General features: G+C 36.6%; 18 protein-coding genes. 7 read left to right on the top strand and 11 right to left on the bottom strand.

What is annotated here, in order from left to right:
- Nucleotides 1–147: 147 nt before the first annotated feature.
- The 6 genes from FW754_RS08100 to FW754_RS08075 all read right to left on the bottom strand — a co-directional run bounded on the left by FW754_RS08100 (nucleotide 148) and on the right by FW754_RS08075 (nucleotide 5,457).
- Complete coding sequence (locus tag FW754_RS08100) at nucleotides 148–666, bottom strand: hypothetical protein (RefSeq protein ID WP_446324344.1); 519 nt, start codon at nucleotides 664–666, stop codon at nucleotides 148–150.
- Nucleotides 667–1,043: 377 nt separating this feature from the next.
- Nucleotides 1,044–1,541 carry a lysozyme gene (locus tag FW754_RS08095; protein WP_446324399.1) on the bottom strand — a complete coding sequence of 166 codons (498 nt, stop codon included), beginning with the start codon at nucleotides 1,539–1,541 and terminating at the stop codon, nucleotides 1,044–1,046.
- A gap of 286 nt (nucleotides 1,542–1,827) precedes the next feature.
- Nucleotides 1,828–2,106: a holin gene (locus FW754_RS08090; protein ID WP_446324343.1), complete on the bottom strand. Its 279-nt coding sequence runs from the start codon at nucleotides 2,104–2,106 to the stop codon at nucleotides 1,828–1,830.
- Nucleotides 2,107–2,165: 59 nt separating this feature from the next.
- Nucleotides 2,166–3,938, bottom strand: a complete 1,773-nt coding sequence (locus FW754_RS08085) for an acyltransferase family protein (protein WP_446324342.1) — start codon at nucleotides 3,936–3,938, stop codon at nucleotides 2,166–2,168.
- 642 nt (nucleotides 3,939–4,580) lie between these two features.
- Nucleotides 4,581–5,078: a phage baseplate protein gene (locus FW754_RS08080; RefSeq protein WP_446324341.1), complete on the bottom strand. Its 498-nt coding sequence runs from the start codon at nucleotides 5,076–5,078 to the stop codon at nucleotides 4,581–4,583.
- 166 nt (nucleotides 5,079–5,244) lie between these two features.
- Complete coding sequence (locus tag FW754_RS08075) at nucleotides 5,245–5,457, bottom strand: hypothetical protein (RefSeq protein WP_446324340.1); 213 nt, start codon at nucleotides 5,455–5,457, stop codon at nucleotides 5,245–5,247.
- A gap of 318 nt (nucleotides 5,458–5,775) precedes the next feature.
- Here FW754_RS08075 and FW754_RS08070 point away from each other — a divergent pair, with 318 nt between their 5' ends.
- The 6 genes from FW754_RS08070 to FW754_RS08045 all read left to right on the top strand — a co-directional run bounded on the left by FW754_RS08070 (nucleotide 5,776) and on the right by FW754_RS08045 (nucleotide 10,327).
- Nucleotides 5,776–6,360, top strand: coding sequence for an anthranilate synthase component II (locus FW754_RS08070; RefSeq protein ID WP_446324398.1), 585 nt, complete (start codon nucleotides 5,776–5,778; stop codon nucleotides 6,358–6,360).
- Between the two features lie 26 nt (nucleotides 6,361–6,386).
- Nucleotides 6,387–7,433 carry an anthranilate phosphoribosyltransferase gene (gene trpD / locus FW754_RS08065; RefSeq protein WP_446324339.1) on the top strand — a complete coding sequence of 349 codons (1,047 nt, stop codon included), beginning with the start codon at nucleotides 6,387–6,389 and terminating at the stop codon, nucleotides 7,431–7,433.
- A 45-nt stretch (nucleotides 7,434–7,478) separates the two neighbouring features.
- On the top strand, nucleotides 7,479–8,285 hold the full coding sequence (gene trpC, locus FW754_RS08060) for an indole-3-glycerol phosphate synthase TrpC (protein WP_446324338.1): 807 nt from the start codon (nucleotides 7,479–7,481) through the stop codon (nucleotides 8,283–8,285).
- Between the two features lie 175 nt (nucleotides 8,286–8,460).
- Complete coding sequence (locus FW754_RS08055; RefSeq protein ID WP_446324397.1) at nucleotides 8,461–9,180, top strand: Smr/MutS family protein; 720 nt, start codon at nucleotides 8,461–8,463, stop codon at nucleotides 9,178–9,180.
- 148 nt (nucleotides 9,181–9,328) lie between these two features.
- Entirely contained in the window at nucleotides 9,329–9,877 is a 549-nt protein-coding gene (gene folE, locus FW754_RS08050) for a GTP cyclohydrolase I FolE (protein WP_446324396.1), read from the top strand.
- 84 nt (nucleotides 9,878–9,961) lie between these two features.
- Nucleotides 9,962–10,327, top strand: coding sequence for a cupin domain-containing protein (locus tag FW754_RS08045; protein WP_446324337.1), 366 nt, complete (start codon nucleotides 9,962–9,964; stop codon nucleotides 10,325–10,327).
- Nucleotides 10,328–10,413: 86 nt separating this feature from the next.
- Here FW754_RS08045 and FW754_RS08040 read toward each other — a convergent pair whose 3' ends face one another.
- From FW754_RS08040 to hemE, 5 genes are all read right to left on the bottom strand, one after another.
- A complete protein-coding gene (locus tag FW754_RS08040; RefSeq protein ID WP_419349373.1) occupies nucleotides 10,414–11,307 on the bottom strand; it encodes a metal-dependent hydrolase in 894 nt (297 codons plus the stop codon).
- A gap of 247 nt (nucleotides 11,308–11,554) precedes the next feature.
- Complete coding sequence (locus FW754_RS08035) at nucleotides 11,555–13,441, bottom strand: Lnb N-terminal periplasmic domain-containing protein (RefSeq protein WP_446324336.1); 1,887 nt, start codon at nucleotides 13,439–13,441, stop codon at nucleotides 11,555–11,557.
- 59 nt (nucleotides 13,442–13,500) lie between these two features.
- Entirely contained in the window at nucleotides 13,501–13,968 is a 468-nt protein-coding gene (locus FW754_RS08030) for a DUF3015 family protein (RefSeq protein ID WP_409510941.1), read from the bottom strand.
- A 166-nt stretch (nucleotides 13,969–14,134) separates the two neighbouring features.
- Complete coding sequence (locus FW754_RS08025) at nucleotides 14,135–14,929, bottom strand: DUF817 family protein (protein ID WP_446324335.1); 795 nt, start codon at nucleotides 14,927–14,929, stop codon at nucleotides 14,135–14,137.
- A gap of 9 nt (nucleotides 14,930–14,938) precedes the next feature.
- On the bottom strand, nucleotides 14,939–16,012 hold the full coding sequence (hemE, locus tag FW754_RS08020) for a uroporphyrinogen decarboxylase (RefSeq protein WP_446324334.1): 1,074 nt from the start codon (nucleotides 16,010–16,012) through the stop codon (nucleotides 14,939–14,941).
- Nucleotides 16,013–16,213: 201 nt separating this feature from the next.
- Here hemE and FW754_RS08015 point away from each other — a divergent pair, with 201 nt between their 5' ends.
- Nucleotides 16,214–17,434, top strand: a complete 1,221-nt coding sequence (locus FW754_RS08015) for a L,D-transpeptidase family protein (RefSeq protein ID WP_409510938.1) — start codon at nucleotides 16,214–16,216, stop codon at nucleotides 17,432–17,434.
- Nucleotides 17,435–17,487: the final 53 nt, after the last annotated feature.

Genomic DNA, 17,487 nt, shown 5'->3' with positions numbered 1-17,487 from the left:
GCCATGTGTTTAAATTATGGTTAAATATCAGGTATTTTGTATAAGGTGTATTATGTTAATTTTAGAAAAACTAAAAATTAATTCTTAAATATTTTCTATAATGGAAGCCTTGGATTATTTTATACAGAAAGTTCAATGAAAAAGTTATTATAATTTTTCCCGCCATTTTGGTAGGTCTGATTGGTGAAATTGATTCCATAGCTCCATATCATCTTCTAAATTAAAGTATAATTTACGGCAATGAACATCACTGAGTATTTTCCAGTAAGTTACGTTCCAATTTTTCAACTTTTCTATGGTCGGTTTTTTATGTTCAGGAAAAATTTTAAAGATAAGGTCTTTGTTGATTGAATACATACATACTTCTTGATGATTTTTATCTTTTTCAATAATTTCAAAATATAGATACTGACTCCAATCAACTTGATATTTTTTTTCCCAAATTTCTCCTCCTTTTGATGTCAAACCTATAAGTAATTTTTTTTCTTGAATAGGCTTATCTAAAAAAATATTATTATTATTTAAATGATATATAAAAACATCATCTATTTTTTTTAAATTTAAAGCTTTTCTATTAAAGGAAATATCTGATTCAATATGCTTAATATCAAAATAATTGGGTTGTAAATCCCATAAATAATCTAAGAATAAAAATTCATCTTTCATCTTATAGAGCCTTAAAAATAGTTTTAATTTTTGGTGCTGAGCCTGTATCATCACAAGACATAATTGAACCAATCCTTACTCCATTCTTTCTAATATTTCTATGTATTCCATATCCAATACAAGGTCCAGAATGAGCCGGTGTTCCTTATTAAAATAGCAAAAAAAAAAAATTTAGTTCCATTGTTTTATTTTAAATATATTTAATTGATTAAATTATAATCACATAAACTAGATTGCGCAACCTACCCTACTTTAATAATTTTTTCACACTTTTATCAAACACTTAAATTATGATTTATTATTAGAAAATATAACAATTAGATTTTCCACTATTTTTGAATATATTCGATATAATAATATTTATACAAAAAAGCCCTCTAAAGGGCTTTCTCAAACAATTTCCGCTCAACAGCTCGTCTATTTACAAGCCCCTGCATCACCTTGCCACCACCTTTATTCCATACATTAAATTGAGAAGATGCACCCTTATAATCTTTTTCATTCAGCTTTTTGAGCAGTGTCGATTCTTTAAAAGCACCTGTACCAATGTTATAAATCAGCGATACCAATGCATCAAACTGATTCTGATTAATCTGCACAGTCACCCCGCTATTCACAGCAGATTCAAATTTCTTTAAGTCATGCGCCATATATGCTTTGGCTTGTGCTTCGGTGCAAGTATCCCCTTTTTTAACCTTGATACCATTTGGATAAATCGTGGTACCGAAACCAATGGTCCATACACCAACACCATCATCGTATGCTTTAAGTTTTAAGCCCTCAAAACTGCAGATTAAAGCCATGCCCGAAGTGCTGACTGATTTTGCTTTTTGTTGAAAGCCTGAAACCAAGTGATTAATTTGATCAACTTGCACTTGTGATAAAGATCCCCCCGCTAATTTCCGAAAATTACTAAAGAGATTCGCCAAATTATCATTCGTATTCGGAACAGCTGCGAAACTTTGCACCTGGTGTAATTGTGGTTGATAAATTTTACGACCGATAAAGGCTAAAAGTGGCAGTACTGTACCAATAATAATTGGCTCATATGCTTTCGGTACCAATTCAAAATCTAAAGCCCATTGCAATGCAGGAATAAGCACAAGCAATAAAAAAGCCCCCAACATTGGGAGCTTTACGGATAAATGCTTGAATGCACTTTCATTGATTAATTTCATGTTTCAACTCGCTTTTTAAATTTTTCATACGTTGCTGATATTCGGCTGTTCGCATTTCATGCTCGACTTGTTCACGTCTATTTCGCTGAATTGAGAAATAGAATTGAATCAGTAAACCAATCACTGCCACTGATAAACTACCCCATGCAATAACATCAACTTTTGCTAAAAATGCAAAGAACGATGTTGCTCCTGCTGAGTACGTCACTTTCTGTGTAATTGCGACTGCACTTGCTTCCAATACAGTCTGTGTCTCAGACATGTAACCTCCTTTTTTTGGCAATAAAAAAGCCCCAGTTGGGGCTTAGGTTAATTTTATGTTTACATTACTTTTTCAAACACTGGTTTTAATAGTTTAGCGCCAGTAAGACTGAGATGATTATCATCAAAATAATACGGATGGTTTTCTTGGTCACTAATGACACATTTAGTATTACAAAAAATTTTACCAACCTCGTGATTACGTAAATTAGCGTATTTTGATTTCAGAATATTCATTTTTTCAAAAAACTCTGAATTATCAATATAATACTTATCAAAATCATACTGATTTTCTATATTTTTTTGATAAATGATTTTTGGAACTGAATTTGTATAAACTGGTACGGGGAAAATAAAATCAATCGTCATATTATTTTTCTGAGCTAAATCTACAACCTTCTCAATAGTTGATAGTTCTAATGCTTTTGGTGAAAAATGCAGTACTAAATGATTGGTTTTCAATTTTATGGCTTCATCGATTAAACGCTCTGGAGTAACTGAGCTATCCATAAGTGGTGTATTTGAAACTAAAAAATAAGTATTTAATTTATGTTTACTTGCTACTTCACTAAATGCCATTTTGATTGAATCCGCATGACTGTTACCAACCAATAAAACAGATTGATCAAAATTCTCAGCATTAATTTTACAACTGATTGCTTTTGGATCAGTGATACGAACTAATTTGCCACAACGATATGGTGCACGATCCTCTAAACCGTTAAAAATATTTTTTTCACGCTCATCATACATTACTTTCGGAACAACTTTGGTTGCACCAGTTAATACAAAAATTGATACTAATGAAAATAAATACGCTACTGCAATATTATTAAATCGTCTAGTTTCAACAAGTTTATGCATTAAAATTGATGAAATGATAATAAGAAATAGTAGAATACCCTTATCTATATAACTATCAGGATACAATTTTGTACCCGAGAATGGTTCATATAAATATAAAACAATAATAGGGAAATGCACTAAGTAAATCGAATAAGAATAATCGCCAATTTTAGCAAAAATATTACTCATAGCATTGTTTTCTAGAGATTTAGGCAAACCAAAACCTAAAACCAAACTTGTTGCAATACATACAAACAACGCATAAAAACTCGGATGACCTTGCAGTCTATTCAGCGTCTGTCCATCCACATGAATAAACGGAATAGCACACAATGTGATTAAACCTATCAATCCAAGCCATCTAAAATTATTAAATTTAACTGAGCCGTTATTCGTTAAATAAATTGCAACAACAAATCCTATTAAGAATTCCCACATTCGAAGTGGCATCATAAAAAAAGAAGTTTTAGTTGAAATTCCTACAATAAATACACAAGCTGTAAATGAACCTAAGATTGCTAAAAATAAAAATATTTTAGATTTTCTAAAAAACCAAGCTAAAAGTGGCACAAACAAATAGAATTGAATTTCAACACCAAGTGACCACAAATGTAATAATGGATTAAAGTCAGCCTTGCTAAAATAAGAGTTTTGCATCCAAAAGCCAATATTATTTGCAAAGAATAAGCTATATAAAGCTTGAGTTGAAACTTGCCCCAATTCTGATGGTAGTACTATAAATAACGAAGCAACTAAAGTTAGTAATACTGTTGCAAAATATGCAGGTATTAATCTCCTTGCTCTTCGTTGTAAAAAATTTTTTGCCTCACCCTTTTTGTAAAGAATAGCCATCAAAAAACCACTTACAACAAAAAATACATCAACCCCAAGAAACCCACTTTCTATACCTGCAATTTCTAAATGAAAAAGCACAACAAAAATAACAGCTATTGCACGTAATAGCTGTATATCTAACCGCATATTCATCATTATCATCTTTATATTAACGTGCATAATTATAAGCAGAAAATACTTTTGATTGAAATAATTTATCTAAAATTCAAACTGATAGACAATATAAAATGGAGGAACTTACAGATCAAGTCTGAGCTAGTGCAATAAAAACAATATATTAGAATAACCAATCAGTAATTTATGAAATCTATAAACTCCCTCAACTAACTGCTATATAAATATACATTTAAATAATTATTCATCACTCAAAATTCGATCATAAATATTCTAATTGACTAATAAATCGTATTTTTTTAGAACACCCGAGTCACCGTCTAGTGATAAAAATCTCATCTCGATGAATATAAAACTTGGTAATTGAATCTGAGATAAAGCATTTACAATAACTCAGTTCATTTATTGCTTAATAGATCGATCACCGACTGAAATCGCATAAGTATTGATTTCCTCTTCTTTATCAACCTGAGCCACTCCCAAGTTTTTTGTACATATATTTGATGGTATCCTTTATTAATCGCGTTTGTTTCCACTAACTGATCAGATACTTTCTATAGCCGATCCGATACTTTGTTTAGTTTTTTCCACAATGATGCACTTGGTTCATTCACGTACGCCCCCTTATTTTTGGCAATAAAAAAGCACCCTATTGGATGCTTATGCTGTTCTTTTCCAAATGGCGAATACCATGGATGGCTGTACATTGTTATGTGCCTGCCCTCCACCTGCTTTATCTGTAGTGCCATCCGATGTAAAACGAGAGCCATTACCTCCCGAATACGATTGATTTGATGCCTTTACAACGCCTTTATGATCATGTTCGGGAATCTCTTCAAGTATTAAAGTATGGTCGTAAGCCCCGAAAGTACTTCCCACAGTTTTTGTCCAATTCGGATCATTCGCAACATCTGAGTACCCTACTAGCGCTTTACCTTTTGAGGTTAATTGCCATGTTCCATATCCAAGCGTTGTTGCAGGATTCGTTGATTCAGTCGAGATATATACTCCACCTACTTTGATTTTGACATTCTCCAAGGCTTCGTTAAATTTCAGAATCACATCCGCCAATTGAGTTTCAAACTCTTCAGTTAATGCCGTTTTAAGCGTATCTACTGCCGTTTTAATTGCAGCATCACGATCTGTTTTAACCTCCATCGTGATTTGTTCTTGTAGATCTAAAACCGTGTCATTCAGTTCATTAATCTGATCAGTATGCTCATCTCTCCCTCACTGACAGTCCGCTCTGCTTTAACCGTGGTACGGCGTTTAACTTGCTTCTTTGGTGCGTAGAGCTTTTTGTATTCAGCAAGTGAAATACTGCTCATGCATCACTACCCTTGGCTAAGTCTTGAAATAGATTTTTTGCATGTTCAGTCAAATTAAATCCCTGTGGTGTTTCTCCATCCTTGGCAACTAATCCCCAATTTGCTAAACCGTTCAAATAACGCTGTAAACTCCGTTTAGAAATCCCCATGTTCGGTTGAATATCTTCGTGGATTTGATTTATAGAAACGCGTCCTTTGGTTTTGGCCATAGATCTGAAGATCATCAGGTTTAGGTAGGTCGTGCTGAGTTTGCAAAATTATTAAATATTGAACCTGAAACCTTGGATGCACGTATTCGTGAAGGTCGATATAAGAAACCATTTAAGGATGGAAGAAAAAGCTACTGGCTACTCTCGTATGTTCAGTCGGTTGTTACAAACACTTCAGAATCTGATACAGTAGCCGCTTAGATAGCGGCTTCTTTTTGCCAAACAATTAAGGGTACTTTTTAAATATTGAGTACCAAATTGAGTACCAAAACAAGCACTTCTAAAATTAATATTGTATTTCAAATGGATACGTTCAATATGCTTCTCATGATCGACAATTATGACTCTTTTACCTATAACATCGTACAATATTTTGGCGAGTTAAATCAGGAAGTAAAAGTCGTCCGTAACGATGCCGTGACTTTGGATGATATTGAACGATGGCAACCAAAGTATTTAGTGATTGGTCCTGGTCCTTGTTCGCCAAGTGAAGCAGGTATTTCCATTCCTGCCATTCAGTATTTTGCTGGGAAAATTCCACTACTCGGTGTGTGTTTAGGACATCAAGCGATTGGGCAAGCTTTTGGTGGCGATATTATTCGTGCTAAAAAAGTTATGCACGGTCGTTTATCTGATATGTACCATAGCGACACAGGGATTTTTAGCAATCTTCCCTCTCCATTTGCAGCAACACGCTATCATTCATTAGTGATTGATCAAGCTACTGTGCCTGACTGCTTGGAAGTAACTTGCTGGACCAATGAGGCTGATGGCTCTATGGAAGAAATTATGGGTGTGAAACATAAGACACTGCCAATCGAAGGCGTGCAATTTCATCCTGAATCAATTCTAAGTGAACATGGTCATCAAATCTTTAAAAACTTCCTCGATATTTACGCATAAGTGCCCAAAAAGTTAAGATTAAGATAATGAATATTCAACAAGCTCTAAATAACATCACTAAAAATATTGAACTGACTCAACCGCAAATGGAAGACGTCATGCGTACCATCATGAGCGGTGAAGCCACCAATGCCCAAATTGGCGCACTCATGATGGGACTTCGTCTAAAAGGTGAAAGCATTGACGAAATTACCGCTGCTGCTCGCGTTATGCGTGAATTTGCCATTAAAATTGATGTCAGTGATATCCCGCATTTGATTGATATTGTTGGCACAGGCGGTGATGGTCAAAATCTATTTAATGTTTCAACTGCTTCAAGTTTCGTGATTGCAGCATCAGGTGCAACCATTGCCAAACACGGTAACCGTGGTGTTTCATCTAAATCAGGTTCTTCTGATTTGTTAGAACAAGCAGGCATCAACCTTGATCTAAACATGCAACAAACTGAACGTTGCATCCGTGAAATGGGCGTAGGTTTTCTTTTTGCACCAAATCATCATAAAGCAATGAAATATGCTGCTGCCCCTCGTAAAGAGTTGGGTTTCCGTAGCATTTTCAACTTACTCGGCCCGCTTACGAATCCGGCTGGTGTACGTCGCTTTGTCATTGGTGTATTTTCCGCAGAACTTTGCCGTCCGATAGCAGAAGTACTCAAGCAATTGGGCGCTGAGCATGTCATGGTGGTACATTCTCGTGATGGGCTCGATGAAATTAGCTTAGCTTCTGCAACTTATGTTGCTGAGTTAAAAAATGGTGAAATCACGGAATGGACGATTCAACCTGAGGATGTTGATATTGAGTCGCAAACGTTGACTGGTTTATCTGTCGATAGTGCAGCTGAAAGCCTTGCACTCATTAAAGATGCATTAGGTAAAAAGAAATCAGTCAAAGGTGAAAAAGCAGCCAGCATGATTGCACTCAATGCAGGTGCAGGCATTTATGTTTCAGGTTTAACGAGTAGTTATAAGCAAGGTGTGGCGTGGGCGCACGACATTATTTGGGGCGGTCAAGCACTCGAAAAAATGGGTGTACTCGCTGAGTTCACTAAAACGCTGAAAGAATACGAAGCCTAAGCCCATAATTTTAAAGCAATAGAGTTTAAAGAATAGGAATACATCATGGTTGATATTACCAATACTATTTTAGGTAAAATCGTTGATCGAAAATACGAGGAATTTGCTGCTCGCCTGAAACAACGTAGCTTGAAAGATGTCGAAGAACTTGCCAAAGCAGCAAGTCCTGTACGTGGGTTTGCTCAGGCTTTAAATAGCAAACGCCCTGGGGTGATTGCTGAAATTAAGAAAGCATCCCCATCGAAAGGCATTATTCGTGAAAACTTTAATCCTGCGGAAATTGCAGCACAGTATGAAGATGCAGGCGCAGTATGCTTGTCTGTACTGACCGATGCTGATTTTTTCCAAGGTGCAGATGAAAATATTTTGATCGCGCGCAATCATTGTTCACTACCTGCTTTGCGTAAAGACTTTTTAATTGATCCTTATGGTGTAATTGAAGCACGTGCTTTGCATGCAGACTGTGTTTTACTAATTGTGGCAAGTTTGTCGAATCAACAGTTAGAAGAAATGTCGAAGACTGCTTTTGAGCAAAATTTAGATGTTTTGGTTGAAGTACATGACGAAGAAGAACTTGAACGTGCAATGCGTCTTTCTGAACACTGTATTTTAGGTGTAAATAACCGTAATTTAAAAACTTTCGAGGTTGATTTAGATATCTCAGTTCGTTTGAAAAAGTTACTTGATCCTTCTCGTTTGCTAGTGACTGAAAGTGGTATTGCTACTGTTGATGATGTTGCAAGAATGCAAGCAAATGATATTCATGCTTTCTTGGTCGGTGAGAGTTTTATGAAACAACCTCGTCCAGATCATGCTTTTACTGCGTTGTTTGGAAAGCCTGAAAGCGTTTGATCACTCTTTTAGAATTAAATAAAAGCCTGATCAATTGATTGGGCTTTTTTATAATAATACTAATCTCGTTAGACATAAAAGATTCAAAAAAACCAGCAATGCTTTTCAGTTCAATTTTAATAGGATTATGGCTATAATAGTCAGCAAATTCTGTTCATTGACTGTTTTAAAAACTATGAGTAATGCTGATTCTTCTTTTTCCAAATCTCAATTGGATTTATTAAAACAATTCAAAAAACAAATTTCCAATCCCCAAGCGACTGAAATAGTCAAAGCCGAAAGTAAAGCTCAAATCAAGGCTACAGCACAAGATATTCAGACATCGATACAAAATGAATTAGATGATGCTGATTTATTTAAGAAAGCATTATTGGGCGTAAAAAAAATCGACAATAGTAATATCGCTAAAATTGAACGTCCAAATGCCCGTAAAAAACCTGATGCAAAAACATTGGCAAAACGTGCCGCTGCTGAAGGTGCATTTGAAAGCAATGAGGCAGAACTTTCTGATACTCAAGCGATGCTCAATCCTGTTGCAAGCCAAGCAACGCTCAGCTATCGCATTGCCACGCTACAGCATAAAGTTTTTGAAGATTTAAAAGCAGGAAATCTACGTTGGTATGAAGCGGTCGACTTGCATGGTTGTACCGTCGAAGAAGCCCGTGTTGCAGTTTTACAAATCATCCAAATTGCCAAAGATGAAAATCAAACTGTGATTAAAATTGTCCATGGTAAAGGACCTGATGCTGTACTTAAAACCTATGTCAATGGATGGTTACGCCAACACCGTGATGTTCTTGCATTTGTTAGTGCCCCTGAAAATCAAGGTGGTACAGGCGCAGTTTTGGTGTTATTAAAACGTGCCGAAAAAAATCCTAAATTTACTCAAGGTTAATAACCTTAAATAAATGATCATTATGATCTAACGCTTTATTTTTTACTTTCCCAAAGTGCGGTTTATCAAGTAGTAGTCAGATTTGTTAAGTTTTTCTGCTACAATGCCGTCCTTGTTCAATCCGTATAAGTGAACACGTTTTATGTCTATGCAGCAATCCTACGCAAACATTTTAACTGCCGTTGGTGAAGACCTCGATCGTCCTGGTCTTAAAGATACGCCTATGCGTGCGGCTAAAGCTTTTTCGTACTTGACGTCTGGCTACAGTAAAACATTAGAAGAAGTGACCAACAATGCGGTTTTCCCTTCTGACAATGATGAAATGGTGTTGGTCAAAAACATCGAATTTTATTCATTGTGTGAACATCATTTATTGCCATTCCATGGTCGTGTGCATATTGCCTACTTACCTTCGGGCAACGTTTTAGGCTTGTCTAAATTTGCACGTATTACAGAAATGTTTGCACGTCGCCTACAAATTCAAGAGCAACTGACCAAACAAATTGCCGATGCTGTGGCAGAAGTCACTCAAGCACGTGGGGTTGCTGTGGTCATTGATTCTGCACATATGTGTATGATGATGCGTGGTGTGAGCAAGCAAGAATCCACCACACGTACTGTGTCTTTTGTCGGTGACTTCAAAACCGATAAAGAAGCACGTCGTGAGTTTTTAATGGCTGTTCCTGAAGCACATTAATTTTTGCATGATGCTAATGAAGCCTCAATTTTATTGAGGCTTTGTTTTATATGGAACAAATACATAATGAATAAGGATTTTACAATGTCTCCAATTTTTTTGGCAGGACAAGGCTTAACACAGAGTGAAACTACAGTAGATTATCCACGTGCTGATCGTTTGGTCGATGGTAATCCAAAACGATTAACGCAAAGTATGTATGAACATATCAATATGAACTGTGGTATTTGGCAATGTGAAGTCGGTGCTTGGAATATTGTTTTTGTAGATAATAAGCAGGAGTTTTTTCAGATTATTGAAGGTATTGTAAGGATTCACGATGCACAAAATCAGTCATTTATTGAAGTCAAAGCTGGTGAAGCAGGCATCATTCCTCCATCATTTAAAGGTACTTTTGAAGTTGTTGAAGCTGTTAAAAAATACTTTGTGGTTGTGGAAGCTTATAATTGACTAAAACTGTTATAAATATAAAAAACTCAAGTTTCACCATTTAAAAAAGAGCAAAACTTGAGTTTATAAATCACTGATCAGTTAACTTAAGATTTAAGTTGTTTTGCAGCCTGCGTTTCATCTACTAACTGATAAATTAAATCTTGCATAGCCAACATCGATTGACGGTTGTCATGATCCCATGGATGGAAGCTCGGACGGAAATAGTCAAAATAATTACCTAACTGTTTTCGCAATGCTCCAACTTCTCCAAAGCTATATTTATAAGCAGCTTTCCATGCTTTACGATTCGTTAATTTACCTTCACCTTTTACAATATTTAAAAATACAGGAATAATCAAAGACCAAAATACAATTGTCGCCCCAATTTGCCCAACACTACGAACCGTATATGCATAAAGTCCATGCCCCATTACAGTATTCCATACATCAAAAGCAACCGCTTTATGTTCAGTTTCCTCAAAAGCATGCCAACGCCAAATATTTGCATAGTGATCTTCTGCACCATCAAAAAGTTCAGGCGTTGTTAAAACAGAATCTGCGAGTAATGCCGTAAAGTGTTCTAGCGCAATAGTCGCACTTAACCACAAATATGGTGGCGTATGTTTTTTAATTAAACCAAAAATATCTAAAACAAATGCTTCAAACTTAGGCGCAATTGGAGACTGTGCAAATAATGCATCATTATAATCTTCATGTTCACGCCCATGCATCGCTTCTTGACCAATAAAAGCCGTCATGGCTTTTTGTAATTCTGGGTCTTGGATAAGATCACGATGTGCTCGAACAGCATCAATAAAAAAGCGCTCACCAATTGGCAATACAATTGAAAAAGTATTTAATAATGCCGTAAAAATTGGACCTGCAGGTGTATGCCAATCTGCAATACGATCTGCAGGTAAATTGAATCGGACATCACGGCGAATAGGTACAGGCTCATGATAAACTGTCGATTTAATCATTTTTTTTAAAATGCCCATATGTAAATTCCTCTTACTTCATCATTCTTTTTCTATGTTTTGCATACATAAGAAACTCAAAAAAATATCAAGCTTCTCATTGCAATAACGTCTTATTAAAATTTTAATATATAAGCTAGATTCTACTATATCATTTCGACTCATTTTTATATCATTGCATCTCTATTTGGTCTTATTGTTGCAATATTGCCTACAAAAATGTATTTAAAATCTGCTAAAGAGACCGCAATAAGTTAAAAGTCATGAATTAAAAATAATGATTAAACCCAATACTCCATTTTGTCCAATCAAGATGATTCTGTTGTTGGTACTCTAAACCCACTTTCAATGCATTTTGTTGATTCAAAGCGTACTGCACTGAACCATTTAAACGTAAATTCCATTGACTTGAATCTTGCCAATAAGGAAGTTCGAGCTGTACCACACTATTGATCTGATCTGTCCAAATATTTTGACAACCCACAGTTGGACCTAGTCCTATACGCCATCCATCATCAAGTGACTTTCCTGCCTGCAACTGCGTTTGTAAACCTCCATAGCAGAGTTGTGTACGTGCATCATTCGCAAGCGTATAACCTGACTGAGCTGTCAGCGAAAACACGCCATGTTGCTGATCTTCGCTAAAATATCCACGATCAACCGCTTCTTGTTGCCAACCCAAATTAAAGCCCCAACTGATCGGTGTTTTAAATGGTGTAATCGGGTTATAAGAATTAACCGTCAATAGGTCAAGATGCTCAATTTTCAGATCATCATCACGCCATTGCACCGCACCCTCTAAGAATAAAAGCTGCGTGCCTGTACGGAAACCATTCTGAGAGTCTTCTAAAGTGTGATATGCCTGACGATGTCCAATTTGTATAAATTTCTCTCCTTGAACTTCACCAACATCGACAGAAAAATTTCGTGAATCATGCCCTTGTGTCGGATTAAATTTAGGTTCAAGTGGCTCTCTACGCTGTTTTTCAACCACCAATTGACTGCGCAAACCTAGTAATTGTCTAAAGCGAGGTTGTGTAAAATCCGCTGCAACTTTACGTGCAACAAATTGTAGATATAAATCGTCATATGCCATTTCAAGTATTTTGGCTTGATCGACAGGGTCATAGTGTTTTAAATACGTTGGCATTTCTTTAGGCTCAAGCATCGCCAAGGCATGTGCCTGTTTTGCTAAGGCATGACCGTGCTGCGTGGCTTGTGCATTGAGTTGAGTTTCCAAAGCAGGACGATAAACCGTTCCACGAATATAACCAGCTTGATCAATAGCTTTAATGGTTTCAACAGGAATAGCGGCATAGCTAAATTGCTGACGTAAATTTGATGTTGGACGCACTAAGTCAATTAAACCCAATAAGCGATAAGCACAGTTATCATCAACAAAATAATACGGGAAACTGACTTTCTGCATTTCCCACATATGCTTAACTAAAAATGCTGTTTCATCAGGACTTAAATTGAGTTCATACTCCCATAAATCACGACTTTCAAAGTCACCATATTCTTTAACTTTTCGGTAATACGGCATTAAGGCATATTCACCTGGATATTTGCCCACTAAACCTTTGAAAGCATATGACCAATTGTCTTCATTATTAACAGTTGCCGCATAATTCACGGCATAAGAAACCAAATTGAGCTGTTTCTGATTTTCAGGATCAAGGCGTAATAAAGTGTGCCCAAACATCGAGCTTGGGTTACCCATAAAATCGGTGGCATAAATAAGCGTTGTCTTGTGAGGTTTGATTTGTACATACCATGCATCAAACTCTGGACAATCGACTTTAGGTAGTTGTTGCTCTGAAAGATTCAGTTGTTGTATGAGCCATTCGCTACGCGCAGGAAATTTACAACGAAATGCCTGATTTGGATCTGCTGTTTGAAATAAAGCTCGAATATCTGCCTGTAGCTCTTGATCTATATGATCTCTACCCTGTTCTGCTAAAAAATATCCAGCATAACTCACTTCACTTTGTGATGAATCTTCGGCATAAAGTAATCGTTTCCATGTCACATGCTGTGCGAGTTTTTTTTGTTCAGCAAGATTTAAATAATCCGTAACATCAACACTCGATGCAAATCCATGACAACTCAAAATCGTGCCAATTATGCCTACATATAGTTTAATTTTTTTCATTCAGATCACAAATTTTAGGTACAAAAAACCCTGCCAAAAGACAGGGTTCATTTAAAAAATTATACGTATGCTTTTAATACAGCATCATTTGCCATCACTTGTTGTAGCGATGCCAAAACTTGTGCTGAATTATGATCTGCTGCATAAATTTGAGAGAAGTTTGCTTTCGTTACTTCAAAGAAACGTGCTTTATCTGTAGATTGAATATTCATCAACTCTGCAAGTACATTTAAGCTTTCGCCTTGACCAACCGCCATATCACGTGCAAGAACTTCAGCATTTTCATTGGTAAATGTTACAACTTGCGCAGTCACTTTTCCATTACCACCACAACCTAAAGTACCAAAAGTAATACCTAAAAATTGGTTTGTAAAAATGCCATTGGTTGTTCCTGCTAAAATTTTAGCAATTTTACCTGACTGACCTTCCCAAATGGTTGAACCTACGCCACAACCTACATCAGGATCAGCCATCGCAACAGATGAACCCATGACTAATACTGCCGCTACTGCGATTTTTTTCAACATAAAATTCTCCAGAATGTTTTTATCATTTCATTTTGATTCAATTGTTATATTCCTTTTTGTACAACTTACGCTGTACTACACCAAGATTTATCACAAAATTGATCAAGAAGAAATCACATTTTCATACAATTGTACTTAATTCACTTATTTACTTAAAATGAGTGAATTATTTTAATACCCAATACCCAGTTATATCACGATGTCCCAATATTTTAAGGACTAAAACCAAACTCAGTAATAATAATAAATACCACGATCCAAGCTTACCCCAACCGACCATATGCCACGCATCAACCTGACTTGGATAGAGCCAAATTTTATAAAAAGTACTGATATTTTCAGCAACCCAAATAATAAATGCCAATATGACTAAAATAGGGAGCATTGGCAATTTTAGCTTGTATTGCTGAACCTCAAAGTGAATTTTTGTTTTCCAAAAAATTATCATACTCCATATAAACAGTAGATTACGGTAATCAGGAATAAAAAATTTACTCATAAAATTGATATACGATAAGACCGCTAAACTGAGCATATTCGCAAAATTTGGTAAATTTTCAAACGACACACGGTATAAACGTAGTGAACGAGCAAAAAAACTCCCGACAGCGGAGTACATAAAACCCGCAAACAAAGGAACAGTTAAAATTTTAAACACTGCGGGTTGTGGATATTGCCAAGATGCGATTTGAGGATGGGTCAAAAAGACTTCCATCACCATTGCCATCAGGTGAAAAAGCGCAATAACTTTGGCTTCTGCCCATGACTCAAGTTTCAAATACAATAAACATGCTTGAATGATTAGTGCATAAAAAAGCAGATAGTCGTATCGGAAAAAACCGTAATACTCATGACTGCCCATCGGGGCGGTCAGCGCAAAGGCAATGAGTAGTAAAATACCAAATAAGGCAGCAAATGCTGCCTTAAAAGAAAAATCAAAGAGTGATTTGATCAATAACATCTAAATGCATCAACCCAAATATTTCTGACTATATTCATGTACGGTATCAATAAATACTTTTGGATGTGCAGGATCAACCCATTGGGTAATGCCATGTCCAAGATTTGCAATATAACCTGTTTTTTCACCATTGGCATATGCATCATCAAGCATCGCTTTGGTAGCTTTTTCGATGTTGGTAAATGAACCATACAATGTTGCAGGATCTAAATTACCTTGCAATGCAGCACGACCACTGATCGTTTGACGAGCAACCTTTAAATCTGTCGTCCAATCAAGACCAAAAGCATCAGCGCCTGTCGCAACCATTGGCTCTAACCACTGACCGCCACCTTTAGTAAAGAGAATAACAGGTACTTTCCGTCCTTCATTTTCACGAGTTAAACCTGCAACAATTTTTTGCATGTATTTAAGAGAAAATTCTAAATATTCACGATGTGCTAATGTTCCACCCCAACTGTCAAAAATCTGTACCGCTTGTGCACCTGCTTCAATTTGAGCATTTAGATAATCAATTACTGCATCAGCTAAGCGATCTAGCAAGGCATGCAACACTTCAGGTTGTGCATACATCATTTGTTTGGTAAAACGGAAATCTTTGCTTGAACCACCTTCAATCATATAGGTTGCAAGTGTCCAAGGACTACCTGAGAAACCAATGAGGGGGACTTGACCACCCAATGCTGAACGAATGGTTGAAACAGCATTCATCACATAACCCAAATCAGATTTGGCATTAAATGACGGTAGGTTTGCGACATCTTGTTCTGAACGAATCGTTTTATGGAATTTTGGACCTTCGCCTGTTTCAAAATATAAACCTAAGCCTAATGCATCAGGTACAGTCAAAATATCTGAAAATAAAATAGCAGCGTCTAAATCATAGCGGCGTAACGGTTGTAATGTTACTTCACAGGCAAAATCTGCATTTTTACACAGAGAAAGAAAATCACCTGCGGTTGCACGTGTTGCTCTGTATTCTGGTAAATAACGCCCTGCTTGGCGCATCATCCATACTGGCGTTGTATCTACAGGCTCACGCAACAAGGCACGCAGAAAACGATCGTTTTTTAAGGTCGTCATTACTTTCCCTATCCAAATTTCAAATTTGCACCATCATAACAAAAAAGGCTTGTAAGTTAACCTGTTCTTCGCTTGATTATGTAGCCAATATTGCAGTAAAAATCGGGTTTTACACAAAACTGATACTGCATAGATGTGTATTTTCTGCAATACTTGGGCGTTTTTAAAAATCAATATGAATAATTCTTAAGGTTGAATTACATGTTCGTACGCTCAATACTTGCCTTGAGTTTAAGCTGCATTTTGACAGGTACTGCATTTGCAGCAGCAACAACGACTGATCGTCCACTCACTCCTCAAAAAACAGTGACTGTAGCTCAAGATCCAATTGACCCATTAGCTGTTGATACAAACTCAACTGCGGCTTCTGCGGTAGAAATTAGCCCACAGGAACAGCAAGATTTAAATCAAGCCGCTGATACACTTCAAAAGCTTGAAAGCACTGAAGTGAAAACGGCTGATATCGCTTCTGCACCAACGACTTCAACAACACCTGTAGGTCAAGCACCTTCTAAAGTGTCATGGTCATTAGATAGTCTGAACAACGCCGAATGGTATGAAAACATTGGAAAGGGACAATTCCCTGTCTATGCTCGTGCGCATGTGATGCTAAATAATGCCCATGCATCACCAGGTGCAATTGATGGTTCTAGTGGTATGAATACCCTAAAAGCCATTGCATCATTCCAACAAATGAATGGTTTAAAAGCGACAGGTGAACTTAACAAAGAAACTTGGGATACTTTAGTTGCTAAACAAGGCAATAAACCTGCCTATGTTGAATACACCATTACGGATGCCGACCTAAAAGGTCCTTATGCTGCGTCTATTCCGCGCGATTATGCATTACAAGCAAAAATGAAAGGCTTGTATTACACTCGCGTCACTGAAATGTTGGGTGAAAAATTCCATATGGATGAAGAGTTTTTGAAAAAACTTAATCCAAAGGCAACATTCAAAAAAGCAGGTGAAAGAATCATTGTGACCAATATTCGCAATGAGTTGCCTGAAAACATTCACCTGATTGTGGCGCACAAAGGTGCAAAACAGTTGTACTTGTTCAATGCACAAAACCAAATGGTCGGTTCATTCCCTGCAACCATTGGTAGCTCAGATACACCATCTCCAACAGGTACTTATAAAGTTACAGGTGTTGCACCAAACCCTTGGTACAGCTATTCGCCAAGTAACTTTGTACAAGGTAAAAACTTAAAACCTCTATCTTTACCACCAGGTCCGAATGCTCCTGTGGGGAATATTTGGATTGGTTTGAGTAAAAAATCATTTGGTATTCACGGTACGCCAAACCCATCAGCAATCTCTAAAACAGCGTCACACGGTTGTATTCGTTTGACCAACTGGGATGCCAATGATTTAGGTAAAAAAGTGAAATCTGGTGTTACAGTTAAATTCTTAGAATAATTATCTTTGTATTATTAAGCACAGAGGTGTTTGACTGAAAAGTTGAACACCTT

The organism is Acinetobacter sp. 1207_04 (assembly GCF_052850415.1).
The sequence above is the reverse complement of the archived record's forward strand: the minus strand, read 5'-3'. Positions and strand labels throughout refer to the sequence as shown.

What these genes read in the sequence shown, in the direction of transcription:
- FW754_RS08100 (WP_446324344.1), bottom strand. Translation starts at nt 666, where the DNA reads ATGAAAGATGAATTTTTATTCTTAGATTATTTATGGGATTTACAACCC.
- FW754_RS08090 (WP_446324343.1), bottom strand. Translation starts at nt 2,106, where the DNA reads ATGTCTGAGACACAGACTGTATTGGAAGCAAGTGCAGTCGCAATTACA.
- FW754_RS08085 (WP_446324342.1), bottom strand. Translation starts at nt 3,938, where the DNA reads ATGAATATGCGGTTAGATATACAGCTATTACGTGCAATAGCTGTTATT.
- FW754_RS08080 (WP_446324341.1), bottom strand. Translation starts at nt 5,078, where the DNA reads ATGGAGGTTAAAACAGATCGTGATGCTGCAATTAAAACGGCAGTAGAT.
- FW754_RS08075 (WP_446324340.1), bottom strand. Translation starts at nt 5,457, where the DNA reads ATGGCCAAAACCAAAGGACGCGTTTCTATAAATCAAATCCACGAAGAT.
- FW754_RS08070 (WP_446324398.1), top strand. Translation starts at nt 5,776, where the DNA reads ATGCTTCTCATGATCGACAATTATGACTCTTTTACCTATAACATCGTA.
- trpD (WP_446324339.1), top strand. Translation starts at nt 6,387, where the DNA reads ATGAATATTCAACAAGCTCTAAATAACATCACTAAAAATATTGAACTG.
- trpC (WP_446324338.1), top strand. Translation starts at nt 7,479, where the DNA reads ATGGTTGATATTACCAATACTATTTTAGGTAAAATCGTTGATCGAAAA.
- FW754_RS08055 (WP_446324397.1), top strand. Translation starts at nt 8,461, where the DNA reads ATGAGTAATGCTGATTCTTCTTTTTCCAAATCTCAATTGGATTTATTA.
- folE (WP_446324396.1), top strand. Translation starts at nt 9,329, where the DNA reads ATGCAGCAATCCTACGCAAACATTTTAACTGCCGTTGGTGAAGACCTC.
- FW754_RS08045 (WP_446324337.1), top strand. Translation starts at nt 9,962, where the DNA reads ATGTCTCCAATTTTTTTGGCAGGACAAGGCTTAACACAGAGTGAAACT.
- FW754_RS08040 (WP_419349373.1), bottom strand. Translation starts at nt 11,307, where the DNA reads ATGGGCATTTTAAAAAAAATGATTAAATCGACAGTTTATCATGAGCCT.
- FW754_RS08035 (WP_446324336.1), bottom strand. Translation starts at nt 13,441, where the DNA reads ATGAAAAAAATTAAACTATATGTAGGCATAATTGGCACGATTTTGAGT.
- FW754_RS08030 (WP_409510941.1), bottom strand. Translation starts at nt 13,968, where the DNA reads ATGTTGAAAAAAATCGCAGTAGCGGCAGTATTAGTCATGGGTTCATCT.
- FW754_RS08025 (WP_446324335.1), bottom strand. Translation starts at nt 14,929, where the DNA reads ATGTTATTGATCAAATCACTCTTTGATTTTTCTTTTAAGGCAGCATTT.
- hemE (WP_446324334.1), bottom strand. Translation starts at nt 16,012, where the DNA reads ATGACGACCTTAAAAAACGATCGTTTTCTGCGTGCCTTGTTGCGTGAG.
- FW754_RS08015 (WP_409510938.1), top strand. Translation starts at nt 16,214, where the DNA reads ATGTTCGTACGCTCAATACTTGCCTTGAGTTTAAGCTGCATTTTGACA.